General features: G+C 66.5%; 10 protein-coding genes. 6 read left to right on the top strand and 4 right to left on the bottom strand.

Going from position 1 to position 12,059, the window contains the following annotated elements:
* Positions 1-22: 22 nt before the first annotated feature.
* Positions 23-2,047, bottom strand: coding sequence for a maltotransferase domain-containing protein (locus tag V6D40_RS03725; RefSeq protein ID WP_334289019.1), 2,025 nt, complete (start codon positions 2,045-2,047; stop codon positions 23-25).
* A 158-nt stretch (positions 2,048-2,205) separates the two neighbouring features.
* On the opposite strand from V6D40_RS03725, the gene V6D40_RS03720 reads away from it, so the two are divergent.
* The 5 genes from V6D40_RS03720 (at position 2,206) to V6D40_RS03700 (ending at position 7,356) form a co-directional block, all read left to right on the top strand.
* On the top strand, positions 2,206-3,048 hold the full coding sequence (locus tag V6D40_RS03720) for an ABC transporter ATP-binding protein (protein WP_334289018.1): 843 nt from the start codon (positions 2,206-2,208) through the stop codon (positions 3,046-3,048).
* 21 nt (positions 3,049-3,069) lie between these two features.
* On the top strand, positions 3,070-3,930 hold the full coding sequence (locus V6D40_RS03715) for an NUDIX hydrolase (RefSeq protein WP_334289017.1): 861 nt from the start codon (positions 3,070-3,072) through the stop codon (positions 3,928-3,930).
* Positions 3,927-5,072 (top strand): THUMP-like domain-containing protein, encoded by a 1,146-nt coding sequence (locus V6D40_RS03710; protein ID WP_334289016.1) that lies wholly within the window; start codon positions 3,927-3,929, stop codon positions 5,070-5,072. The genes V6D40_RS03715 and V6D40_RS03710 overlap by 4 nt, the downstream gene beginning before the upstream one ends.
* Positions 5,073-5,078: 6 nt before the next feature.
* Positions 5,079-6,215, top strand: a complete 1,137-nt coding sequence (locus tag V6D40_RS03705; RefSeq protein WP_334289015.1) for a cysteine desulfurase family protein — start codon at positions 5,079-5,081, stop codon at positions 6,213-6,215.
* 79 nt (positions 6,216-6,294) lie between these two features.
* Positions 6,295-7,356 (top strand): glycoside hydrolase family 25 protein, encoded by a 1,062-nt coding sequence (locus tag V6D40_RS03700; RefSeq protein WP_334289014.1) that lies wholly within the window; start codon positions 6,295-6,297, stop codon positions 7,354-7,356.
* Here the strand turns inward: V6D40_RS03700 and V6D40_RS03695 are convergent.
* From V6D40_RS03695 to V6D40_RS03685, 3 genes are all read right to left on the bottom strand, one after another.
* Complete coding sequence (locus V6D40_RS03695; RefSeq protein WP_334289013.1) at positions 7,344-8,135, bottom strand: spermidine synthase; 792 nt, start codon at positions 8,133-8,135, stop codon at positions 7,344-7,346. The two genes, V6D40_RS03700 and V6D40_RS03695, sit on opposite strands and share 13 nt — an antisense overlap.
* 124 nt (positions 8,136-8,259) lie before the next feature.
* Entirely contained in the window at positions 8,260-8,547 is a 288-nt protein-coding gene (locus V6D40_RS03690) for a metal-sensitive transcriptional regulator (protein WP_334289012.1), read from the bottom strand.
* 31 nt (positions 8,548-8,578) lie between these two features.
* A complete protein-coding gene (locus V6D40_RS03685; RefSeq protein ID WP_334289101.1) occupies positions 8,579-10,525 on the bottom strand; it encodes a heavy metal translocating P-type ATPase in 1,947 nt (648 codons plus the stop codon).
* A gap of 449 nt (positions 10,526-10,974) precedes the next feature.
* Between V6D40_RS03685 and mnmA the strand changes: the two genes are divergently transcribed.
* Positions 10,975-12,054, top strand: coding sequence for a tRNA 2-thiouridine(34) synthase MnmA (mnmA, locus tag V6D40_RS03680; RefSeq protein ID WP_334289011.1), 1,080 nt, complete (start codon positions 10,975-10,977; stop codon positions 12,052-12,054).
* Positions 12,055-12,059 lie beyond the last annotated feature (5 nt).

Genomic DNA, 12,059 nt, shown 5'->3' with positions numbered 1-12,059 from the left:
GAAATGTCGGGTCCTTTAGGTTCTATGGGCGGTAGTCGTGATCGGAGATGCGCCGGAAAGCAAGTGCTTGACGACGCTCCGGGGAGACATCCGGAAGCTGAAAAATGTGCGCGACGTTGACCTGCGGGGCGAGGCGGACGTAGTTGTCCGCGCCCCAGGTGTAACGCTCGCCGGTGACAAGATCGTGCACCTCGAACGACTCGCCCGGGTTCAACCCCAGTTCGGCGACGTTTAGGTGCAGCATGCCGTCCTGGGTGTAGTACGGGTCCAGGTTCACCACCACGAGCACGGCGTTGCCGGTCACAGCGTCGACCTTGGAGTAGGCGATGAGCTTGTCGTTGCCAATGTCGTGGAAGTGGATGTTGCGCAGCTGCTGCAGCGCCGGGTTTTCGCGGCGGATGCGGTTGAGCAGCGTCAGATACGGCTCCAGCGACTCTCCGCGGGCAAGCGCGGCATCGAAGTCGCGCGGGCGCAGCTGGTACTTCTCGGAATCGAGGTACTCCTCGCTGCCCTCTGCCACCGGCTCGTGCTCGTAGAGCTCGTAGCCGGAGTAGACGCCCCACAAGGGGCTCAGCGTCGCGGCGAGCGCCGCGCGCAGCGCGAACGCCGCGGGGCCGCCCTTCTGAAGAAACTCGTGCAGGATGTCCGGGGTGTTGACGAAGAGGTTGGGGCGGGAGATATCGGCGACGTCGACAAGCAGCTGCGCAAAATCGGTGAGCTCCTCCTTCGTGGTCTTCCAGGTGAAGTGGGTGTAGGACTGGCTGAAGCCGGCCTTAGACAGGCCGTACATGCGCGGCGGGCGGGTGAACGCCTCGGCGAGGAAGATCACGTCCGGGTCGGTCTCGTGGACCTTGGAAATTAGCCAGTGCCAGAAGTTGACCGGTTTGGTGTGCGGGTTATCCACGCGGAACGTGGTGATGCCCAGATCCACCCAGTACATGATCACGCGGTAGATCTCGTCGTAGACGGCGTCCGGGGTGTTGTCGAAGTTGATCGGGTAGATGTCCTGGTACTTCTTCGGCGGGTTCTCGGCGTAGGCGATGGTGCCGTCGGCGAGCACGGTGAAGAAATCCGGGTGCGCGGCTGCCCAAGGGTGGTCGGGGGCGGCCTGGAGTGCGAAGTCGAGCGCGATCTCAAGGCCGAGCTCGTCGGCGTGGTCCATCATGTCGAGGAACTCGTCCTCACCGCCGAGCGAGGGGTGGAACGCGTCGTGGCCGCCGGCGGAAGAGCCGATCGCCCACGGCGAGCCCACGTCGGTGGCCTCCGGCGTCAGGGTGTTGTTGCGCCCCTTGCGGTTCACCTCGCCGATGGGGTGGATCGGGGGGAAGTAGACGGTGTCGAATCCCATGGCCGCGACGCGGTCGAGCGCCTTCGCGGTCGTCGCCCACGTGCCGTGGACCGGCTCGCCGTTGTCGTCCACGCCGCCGGTGGAGCGGGGGAACAGTTCGTACCAGGAGTTCACCAGCGCGGCGCGGCGCTCGACGAGAATGTCGCAGATCGGTCCGTGCGAAATGAGCTCGCGCAGCGGGTGGTGGGTGAGGATGTCGGTGACTACGGGGTCAAGGCAGGCGTCGATGCGGGTGGGCAGGGGCAGCGCGGCGTCGGCAAGCAGTGCTCCAGCGCGCTCCACCTGCTGCCTGTGGGTCGCCGGGACCTGCTGCGCGGCCTCGGTGAACAGCTGGATGCCGTGCGCGATGTCGTTGGCCATCTCAGCTTCCGTCTGGCCTGCGGCGAGCTTTTTCGACACGGCGTTGCGCCAGGTGGCCATGACGTCGCTCCACGCGTCGACGCGGAAGCGCCACAGGCCCTGCTCCTCGGGCGCGAAAATGGCGTGGACGTAATCGGGGCGGTAGACCTCCTGCTGCATCGGCACCAGGATCTCCTCGCCGGAAGGGGAGGAAAGGGTCAGTGTTGCGCCGATGGCGTCGTGGCCCTCCCGCCACACCAGGGCGGAGACGGGCACGACCTCACCCACCACGGCCTTCGCGGGCAGTGTGCGCCCGGAGACTTGGGGCCTGACGTCGTCGATGCCGAAGCGTGCAACCATTGATTCTGCGTCCTCTCGCGCTTGAAAAGGTGTGGCGGGTGTGGGGGATAGGTGTCCCACGTTCATGCCCAGCGTAGCCAAGGCCCGTGCTTGCGACATGGTGAATTCGTAGCGCGTTGGTCACGTCGCGCCCCACTTGGCGCGCGAAATAGTCCACAATGGGAAAGGTGAACGAGATGACAGACCCAGACCTGCTCATTGATTTCCGCGACGTCTCCTTCGTCCGCGGCGGCAACACGCTCGTGGGCCCTGTGAACTGGCAGGTGGAGCTCGACGAGCGCTGGGTGATCGTCGGCCCCAACGGCGCCGGCAAGACCACGCTGATCCGCATGGCCGCAGCGCAGGAGTTCCCCACCTCCGGCACCGCGTTTGTGCTGGGGGAGCAGGTGGGCAAGACCGACATGCGCGACCTGCGCTCCGCAATCGGGCTGACCTCGTCTGCGCTGGCCCAGCGCGTGCCGGGATCTGAGAAGGTGGGCGACCTGGTGGTCTCCGCCGGTTACGCCATCATGGGGCGCTGGCGCGAGGAGTACGACGAGATGGACTACGAGCAGGCCATCGACGTGCTTGAGCAAGTCGGCGCGATGCACCTGATCGACCGGACGTGGGCGACATTGTCCGACGGCGAGCGCAAGCGCGTCATGGTCGCCCGCGCCGTGATGACCAACCCTGAGCTGCTGATTCTGGATGAGCCAGCTGCCGGCATGGACCTCGGCGGCCGCGAGGACCTGATCACCTACCTGGGCGAGTTGGCGCTCGACCCGGACGCGCCGGCGATTGTTATGATCACCCACCACTTAGAGGAGATCCCGTACGGCTTCACCCACGCCATGCTGCTGGATGAGGGCGAGGTGGTCGCGCAGGGCCTGATTGAGGACGTGTTGACTTCCGAGAACGTCACCAAGGCCTACCACCAGCCCATCGAGGTCACCTACGACGACGGCCGCTACTTCGCGCGCCGCGCGCGGAAGAAGCGCGGGGGAGCCCACCGGGCCAAGTAGCAGCAGGTGAGGAGGGGTGAGGTGAAGTCGCGCACGACAGGCGCCGTATCGGCGGACGCCGGCGACGCCATCGACGTCTCCGAGACCACAGGCTTCAGCGGCGCCAGGCTCGCCGCGACCGTGGTGCTCATGCGCGACGGCACGAACGGTCTCGAGGTGTGGATGCAGGAGCGCGTGCTGAGCATGCTCAACTACCCCGGAGTGACGGTGTTCCCCGGTGGCGGCGTGGACACGCGCGACTTCCCGGGCCGTTCCTGGGACGACGGCGACTTGTGGACCGGCCGCTCTGCGATCTCGCTCGCCCGCCAGCTCGGGCTGACCAAGTACAAGGCGCACGCCTTGCTGTTCGCCGCCGTCAGGGAGTTGTTTGAGGAGTCGGGCATCTTCCTCGCGGTGGATCAAAAGGGCACGCTGCTTGACGACGCCTCCGTGTTCCACTCCCACCGCCTCGCCCTCGAATCCCACCAGTTGTCCTTGACCGACGTACTCCAAGACAACGACTTGCTGGTGTGCGCCGATCTGCTCAAGCCCTACTCGCGCTGGGTGGGGCAGTCTGAGCGCGGCAACTGGTTCGACACCTTTTCCTTCCTAGCTGCCACGCCAACTGGGCAGGAGCCCGACGGCGACACGGGCGAGGCCGACGACGCGAACTGGTTCCCGCCCGGCCTGTTGATCGACGGGTGGCGCGCTGGTCTTGTGCGCTTCGCCCCCGCAACCTGGCTGCACCTGGTGGAGCTGTCCCGCTTCGACACCGTGGATGAGGCGCTTCGTGCAGCCGAGGGGCGCGCGATCGTGCCCATCTACGGCGACCCAGTCGACGACGAGCGGCTAGAAGAGTTCTTCCACCGCCGCCCGAAAGAGCGCATCGGGAGGCCACAGTGAGCTACACCCTCGCCGAGGTGGAGTTTCTCGCGGCGAACGCCGAGCGCATCGCCGCGGTCTCACCTTCGCTGGCGCTTGCTAAGAAAACGGTGTTCGCCGACCGCGCGGTGCTCGAGCGCGAGTTTGGCGACTATGCCCGCGCGGTCAGCGTGCTCGTTGTCGCGCGGCGCGCGAGCGCGGGCAAGTTCCCCGAGCATTGGCTTACCGACGCCGACGCCGCCCAACAAGCCACGCCCCGCGCTGTCGCCGATGTGCGCGCTCACCGCATCGCCGCTGCCGGGGTCGACCTCGTCCACGACGTCACCTGCTCCATCGGGTCCGAGGCGCCTGCGTTTTCGACTCTCGGCCTGCAGTGGCTGGGCTCCGACATAGACATGCCCCGCCTCGCCATGGCGCGCCACAACTTGGGCCCCGGCGCGTGGCTGACCCAGGCCGACGCCTTAACCCCGGTCACCTCCTCGGCGGTCGGCGCAGTGGTCGCCGACCCGGCCCGGCGCTCAGGCGGGCGCCGCATCACCGACCCCGCAAAGCTTTTGCCACCGCTGCCAGACCTTGTCGCAGCTCACCGCGGCCGAGAACTGGCCGTCAAATGCGCGCCGGGCATCGACTACTCAGGGTGGGACGGCCTCGTCAGCGTCGTCTCCGTCGACGGCGGGGTGAAAGAGGCGTGCCTGTACACCCCGGGCTTCGGGCGCGGCCGCGAGGCGGTGGTGCTTCGCGACAGTTTTCAAGAACGCGCTACCTCCGACGAGCCCGACACCGCGCCGGCGGGCCCGCCCGGGCGCTTCATCGTCGAACCCGACGGGGCGGTGGTGCGCGCCGGGCTGGTGAACCACTGGGCGACGCGCCACGGCCTGACCATGCTCGACGAGCACATCGCGTTTTGCACGGGGGCGACGATCCCACAGGGCTACACCGGGTTCGAGTTCTACGAGGCAGTGCCGCTGAAGAAGTTGAAGGCAGCGCTTACGGCGCGCGGCGCGGGCAGCGCGGAGATCCTCGTGCGCGGCGTCAACGTCGACCCCGACCAGCTACGCGCCAAGCTGAAGCTGAAGGGCACGCTCCCGATGACGGTGGTCATCGCGCGCATCGGCGACGCCGCCGTCGCCCACATTTGCGGCCCCCGCCAAGCGTTAGAATAGGGGGCTATGACCTACCTTGATCACGCCGCCACCACCCCGATGCGCCAGTGCGCTGTGGATGCCTGGGCCGAGCATGCGGCCGCAGTAAATCCTGGCAGCCAGTACTCCTCCGGCCGCCGCGCCAACGCCGTGCTGCAGGAGGCCCGGGAGCAGATCGCAGCGCTTCTGGGCGCGGACCCGGTCGAGGTGGTGTTCACTGGATCGGGCACCGAGGCAGACAACATCGCTGTGCGCGGGCTCTTCCGCGCCTCCGTTGCTGCTGGGCGTCCTGCCCGCGTTGTGACTTCCACCGTCGAGCACCCGGCGGTGACCGAGGCGGTGAACGCACTTGTTCACCAGGACGGCGCCGAGGTCGATTGGCTCGAGGTCGGGCGTGACGGGCACGTCCAGGAATTGACCCCGCTCGACGCCCCTGCCGCGGTTGCCTCGCTGATGTGGGCGAACAACGAGACGGGTGCGGTGCAGCCGGTGAAAGAGGCCGCGCAGCGCGCCGCGGCCGCCGGCACACCCTTCCACGTCGACGCCGTGCAGGTGGTGGGCAAGATCCCGGTCGACTTCCACGCGCTCGGCGCTACCACGCTGGCTGCCAGCGCCCACAAGTTCGGCGGCCCCCGCGGTGCCGGCCTGCTGTTGGCCAAGCGCTCCCCGGCACCGCAGCCGCTCATCGTCGGCGGCGGCCAAGAGCGGGGCATCCGCTCCGGCACAGTGGACGTAGCGGCCGCCGCGGCGACCGCTGCAGCGCTTGCAGAGGCCGTCGCTGAGATGGAGAAGGTGAACGCTCGTGTGAGCGCGCTGAGAAGCAACCTCGTTCACGGTGTGCGCGCCGCCATCGACGACGTCATCGTCACCACCCAGCAGCCCGCGCTGGACGGCCACGCCCACTTCATGTTCCCCGGCGCGAACGCCGACGCGATGGTCATGCTGCTCGACCAGCAGGGCTTCGAGGCCTCAGCCGGCTCGGCCTGCGCCAGCGGTGTGGTGCGCATCAGCCACGTTCTGGAGGTGATGGGGTACACCGACCACGAGGCGATGGGGGCGCTGCGCGTCACCCTCGGCCGCACAACCACCGACGACGACGTGCGCGCATTCCTCGCCGTGCTCCCGGAGGTTGTGGAGAAAGCCCGCGCCGCCGGCGCCATGTGACGCATGTGAATCAATGTGGCGGCGGGGGCTGGCGTGTCAGGCGGTGTTGGTGGGGTGCGCGTGAGTTAGAGTTTTCGCCATGCATGTCTTCCGCAGGCCCCGTTCAGTCCTGGCCGCCTTGGTGGCACCAGCGCTCGCGCTCACACTGACCGTTGCCGCCCCCGCGGCGCCGGCGGACGCGTTGCCGCTGCCCGGGCTCGTCTCCGGCGTCGACGTCGCTGGCCACCAACGACCGGGCGGCCGCACCATCGACTGGAAGACGGTGTCGGGGCCCGGTCTGCAGCAGTTCGCCTTCATTAAAGCCAGTGAGGGCGAGGGCTGGAAGAACGTCTTCTACGACGAAGACGCGCGCGAGGCCGCGAACGCCGGCATGAGCGTCGGCGCCTACCACTACGCTCGCCCCGCCGAGGACCCGCTGACCCAAGCCCGCTACTTCGCGTCGGTGGTCAACAATGGCCCGGCGTTGACCCTGCCGCCCGTGCTGGACCTCGAGGTCGCCGAGGGCAAAACCCCGCTTCAACTCGCGGCGTGGACCAAGATCTTTCTCACCGAGACTGAGCGCCTCACCGGCAAGCGCCCGATGCTCTACACCTACCGCTACTTCTGGTACGAGCACATGAACAACACCAACGCGTTCACGGACTACCCGCTGTGGCTGGCCGCGTACCAGAACCAGCCGCCACGCCCCGTCGGCGGATGGGACAAGCTCACGTTCTGGCAGCGCAGCGAATCCGGGCGCATCCCCGGCATCGCCACCCCAGTGGACATGAACCTCTACAACGGCACCATGGGCCAGTTCAACCAGTTCACCGCGGGCAACCTGAGCGCGGGCGGCGGCGTGCTCGAAACCTTCCAAGTCCCCGAGTCCGGCGAGCTGAAGGTGCTTGAGCAGGACAACACCAAGCTTGTCCTGGCTATCTTGGCGCTGGCTGGCGGTGCGCTCGGCGTGGCTGAGCTGACCAAGGCGGCTGACCGCGCCGGGTTCAACATCAACGACGCGCGCAACATCGCCAACTTAGTCCAGCAGCTGGCGGACAACGACCAGCTACCCCTGCAGGATCTTGCGAAGATGCTCGGCGGCAAGTACCAAGTAGGCGACCTGTTGATCCTCCTCGACAACGCCTCGCGCTACGCGTCGTAGCGCGGTGTGGTCGCAAGCGCGCGGCACCACGCCTCGTCCTTGAACTGCGCCGGCACCGCCCCCATGAGTAGGTTGCGGGTCAGCTCCGGGCTCGCCTCAAGGGGCCGGTTCGAACCGATGAGCACGATGTTGCCGTAACGGCGGCCTTTCAGCATCGGCGGGTCCGCGATCGCTGCGACGTGTGGCCACACCTCGCACATCCCCGCGAGCTCTTCTTTTGCCTCCTTCAGGTCCGCGTGCGCGCCGCAGTTCGCCACATACAAGCCGAGCTCGCTTAACGACGCCCTCACCCGTCCATAAAACTCCACCGTCGTCAGACTGCGCGGAGTCGTCGCCGACGAGAACACGTCCCGGATCATCACGTCGCGCGTGGCTGGCTTGAAGCCGTCGGCGACCTCGCGGGCGTCGCCAACCCGGATCTTCACAGCCGGTGCGCGCGGCACGTGAAACAGCTCGCGCGCAAGCATCGCCAGCTCCGAGTCGATCTCCACCACGGTGCTTCTCGACCCGGGCCACTGGTGGGCGAAATACCGCGGCAGCGTGCACGCCGCGCCCCCGAGGTGCGTCAACCGCGACTTCGCTTTCGCCTCATCGGGGTAGGCTTCATCCAGAAAGTCGGCGATCCACCGCATGTACTCGAAGTCCAACCGCGTCGGATCGTCGGGCACGATGTGTGAGCTGGGCACGCCGTTGACGAGCAGCACCATGGAACCGTCGGGCTCGCGCAGCACCTCGGCGACGCCGGTGTCGATCTCGTAAAACTCGCTTTTTGCGACCATGGCTGGTGAGGGTACTCGAGGCGGGCGTCGGCACTGCGCAGGGTAGGCCGCAGAGGCCGCCCAGTCGCTCCTCGTGTTTCCGGGCGCAGAAGGGGGGGAATCCGAATTGCTGCGACAGGTGCCCCTAGGATTTCACTAGTCGCGCAATAGCGTCGGACGCCTCTTTGATTTTGGCGTCAGCGTCTTGTCCATCGCTGATCGCACCGGCAACGCAGTGCCTCAAATGATCATCCAGCAAACCCAGTGCTACGCCCTTCAGCGCCGCGTTAACCGCACTGATCTGGGTGAGGATGTCAATGCAGTAGGCGTTTTCGTCGATCATGCGGTGAATACCGCGGGTCTGCCCCTCGATACGTTTGAGCCGAGCGAGGTAACGGTCTTTCTCGCTGATGTAGCCGTGGTCGTTCATCATGGGCCTCCTGAGTGGTGTGAGCGGTGTCGGGTCACTTGGATCGGTTGAGCATACGGTCGGTGCTGCTCTGTGGGGTGAGGTCGAGGCGGCGGAGCAGCTGCGCATTGAGGGCGACGACGACGGTCGAGGCCGACATCAGGATTGCGCCGACGCTCATCGGCATCACGAACCCGATTGGGGCGAGGATACCGGCAGCCAGCGGAACGGACAGCAGGTTGTAGCCGGCCGCCCACCACAGGTTCTGCTTCATCTTCCGGTAGGTCGCACGGGAGAGCTCGATGACCGAAAGCACCGATCGCGGGTCGGAGCTTGCCAGGACGACGCCCGCCGAGCCGATCGCCACGTCTGTGCCGGCACCGATCGCGATGCCGACATCGGCCTGGGCCAGCGCGGGGGCGTCGTTGACGCCGTCGCCGACCATGGCGACCTTGTGGCCCTCGCCTTGCAGTTCCTTGACTTTCGCGGCCTTGTGCTCGGGACGCACACCCGCGAAGACCCGGTCAATGCCCAGGTCCTTGGCGACGGTGTCCGCGACGGCCTGCGCATCGCCGGTGATCATGACGACCTGGGCGCCCGCAGAGTGCAGTGCGTCGACGGCGTCGCGGGACTCGGGACGGATCTCGTCGGCAAGCCGGAGTGCTCCGATCACTTCGCCGTCGGCGAGGACGTGGAGAATGATCGCGCCCTCCTTTCGCCACTCGTCTGCAATGGGGAGCTCTTCGGCGGAATGCTGCTCAAGCAGGTAGGGGCCGCCGACCTCGATTACCTCACCGTCAACAGTTGCCTTCACGCCCACTGCTGGGGACGAAGAAAAGTCGATTGCCTGCGGGACGGCTACGCCACGGGCCTGAGCAGCCCCGGTGATGGCGCGTGCGAGCGGGTGCTCGCTGTCTGCCTCGGCGGCCGCCGCAAGGGCAAGCACGTCTTCTTTATCACGCCCGCCGGCGGTGTCGATCGCGGTGACGGTGGGTTCGCCCTTGGTGAGAGTGCCGGTCTTGTCGAACAGTACTGCGTCGACGGTGCGCATGGATTCGAGTGCGAGCCGATCCTTGATCAGCACCCCGCCGCGGGCGGCGCGCTCAGTCGCAATCGAGACGACCAGCGGGATTGCGAGGCCTAGGGCGTGAGGGCAGGCGATGACGAGCACCGTAATGGTGCGCACCACGGCGTCGTTTGGCATGCCGACGACGGTCCAGACCACGGCGGTCAGAATGGCGGCGCCGAGGGTGAACCAGAACAACCACGCGGCGGCCTTGTCTGCGAGGCGCTGCGCCCGCGATGACGATTCTTGCGCATCGGTGACGAGCTTTTGAATGCCGGCCAACGCGGTGTCGCCACCCGTGGCTGTGACCTTGATGCGCAGGCCCGAGTCTGTCGCGATGGTGCCAGCGACCACGTGCTCGCCTTCACCGCGGCGCACCGTTTTCGACTCGCCAGTGACCATCGATTCGTCCATGCTGGCGCTGCCGTCGACGATTGTGCCGTCGGCAGGTACGGAAGCTCCAGGCCGAACGATTACGACATCGCCGACCTCAAGATCCGCCGGGGTGACCTTTACAACTTCGTCGCCGTCGATCTTTTCGGCCTCGTCGGGCAGAAGTGCGGCGAGCGAGTCCAGAGCCGAGGTGGTCTGGGCGAGGGAGCGCATTTCAATCCAGTGCCCCAACAGCATGATGACCACCAGTAGCGCCAATTCCCACCAGAAATCCAGCTCGCTATCTAGGAAGCGCAGCGACGCACCCCAGGAGGCGATGAACGCGACCGTGATTGCCAGTGAGATCAGCAGCATCATGCCAGGTTTGCGGGAACGGATCTCCGAGACAGCGCCCGTGAGGAACGGCCAGCCTCCCCAGAAGTACACCACGGTACCGAGAAGCGGTGAGACCCACCGGGCCCATTCTGCGTCTGGCAGCTGGTAACCGATGAGGTGGGCGAATGTGGCGTTGAACCCGACAACCGGGACCGCGAGAAGCAGCATGATCCAAAAGAGGCGGCGAAACTGGCCGACGTGATCACTATGACCTGTGTGGCCGTGGTCTCCGTGGCCTCCGTGTCCTCCGTGGCCGGTGTGCCCGCCATTGCCGTGACCGGCATGGGCCTCGTGGGTACTGCTCTCGTGACGTTGTGCGTGGGCGTGGTGGCCGGCGTGCTCACCGGTTCCGGCGCTGGAGTGGGTGTGCTTGTCGCTCACAGTGGGTTCCTTTCTTCCGGTCCAGTTCCTGTTTCTGATCGGTTTGGCCGCGGCGGGGTCGCGGCACCGAAAATCAACACTCCTCATTGGAGCGAGGTTGCTTCTTACGATAATACCCCAGGAGGGTATCCGTCTAGGGGGGAGAGCCTTGAAGGCCAGTTGATTCGCTGCGGTCAGCAGCTGCGGTGCAGCCGGACGTTTCACCTTTCGCCTTCACGGGACTACACTGCCGCGACATGCGAGTACTAGCGGCCATGAGCGGGGGAGTCGACTCCTCCGTCGCCGCCGCGCGCCTGGTTGAGGCCGGACACGACGTCGTCGGCGTCCACCTCGCGCTGAGCAAGGACGCGCAGCAGACCCGCGAGTCCGCCCGCGGGTGCTGCTCGCTGGAAGATTCGGCGGACGCGCGCCGAGTCTGCGACAAACTGGGTATCCCGTTTTATGTGTGGGACTTCTCCGACAAGTTCAAGGAAGAAGTCATCGACGATTTCGTGTGGTCGTACGAGCACGGCGAGACCCCCAACCCCTGCCTGCGCTGCAACGAAAAGATCAAGTTTGCGGCGCTGTTGGACCGCGCGGTGACGCTCGGTTTCGACGCGATCGCAACCGGTCACTACGCCATCATCGACGATGACGGCAACCTGCGCCGCAGCGCCGACCCGCTGAAGGACCAGTCGTACGTCCTCGGTGTGCTCACCCGCGACGAGCTAGACCGCTGCATCTTCCCGGTCGGCGACACGGAGAAGCCGCAGATCCGGGAGGAAGCTGCGCGGCACGGGTTTTCCACCGCCAGCAAGCCGGATTCCTACGACATCTGCTTCATCCCTGACGGCAATACGCAGGCCTTCCTCGGCCGCTCCATCGGCATGCGCCCGGGGATGATCAAAGACACCGAGGGTAACGAGCTGAAAGCGCACGACGGCGCGTTCCAGTACACGATTGGCCAGCGCAAGGGCCTCAACATCCGCGTACCCGCCGCCGACGGCAAGCCGCGTTACGTCACCGACGTCGACGCCCAGACCGGCACCGTGACTGTGGGACCGCGCGAAGCGTTGAAGGTCCACGAGATTTCTGCTGACCGCCTCAAGGTGCTCCACCCGAAGATGACCGGCGAGTTCGAGGCCAACGTGCAGATTCGCGCGCACGGCGGGGTCGTGGCATGCCGCGCCGAGATCGAGGGCGACCGCATGACGCTCACCCTCCACGAACCGCTGGAGGGCGTGGCCCGCGGCCAGGCTGCCGTGCTCTACCTGCCGGATCCGGACGGCCGCGGCGACGTTGTGCTCGGCTCGGGCACCATCTGCGCCACCGCGTAGCATGA

This window comes from Corynebacterium sp. Marseille-Q4381 (genome assembly GCF_036881695.1).
GTDB lineage: Bacteria > Actinomycetota > Actinomycetes > Mycobacteriales > Mycobacteriaceae > Corynebacterium.
Note: the sequence above shows the minus strand (reverse complement) of the source record. Positions and strands in the feature narration are given on the sequence as shown.

Excerpts from the sequence above, each read along its gene's own strand:
- V6D40_RS03725 (WP_334289019.1), bottom strand. The coding sequence starts at position 2,047 with ATGGTTGCACGCTTCGGCATCGACGACGTCAGGCCCCAAGTCTCCGGG.
- V6D40_RS03720 (WP_334289018.1), top strand. The coding sequence starts at position 2,206 with ATGGGAAAGGTGAACGAGATGACAGACCCAGACCTGCTCATTGATTTC.
- V6D40_RS03705 (WP_334289015.1), top strand. The coding sequence starts at position 5,079 with ATGACCTACCTTGATCACGCCGCCACCACCCCGATGCGCCAGTGCGCT.
- V6D40_RS03700 (WP_334289014.1), top strand. The coding sequence starts at position 6,295 with ATGCATGTCTTCCGCAGGCCCCGTTCAGTCCTGGCCGCCTTGGTGGCA.
- V6D40_RS03695 (WP_334289013.1), bottom strand. The coding sequence starts at position 8,135 with ATGGTCGCAAAAAGCGAGTTTTACGAGATCGACACCGGCGTCGCCGAG.
- V6D40_RS03690 (WP_334289012.1), bottom strand. The coding sequence starts at position 8,547 with ATGATGAACGACCACGGCTACATCAGCGAGAAAGACCGTTACCTCGCT.
- V6D40_RS03685 (WP_334289101.1), bottom strand. The coding sequence starts at position 10,525 with ATGCTGCTTCTCGCGGTCCCGGTTGTCGGGTTCAACGCCACATTCGCC.
- mnmA (WP_334289011.1), top strand. The coding sequence starts at position 10,975 with ATGCGAGTACTAGCGGCCATGAGCGGGGGAGTCGACTCCTCCGTCGCC.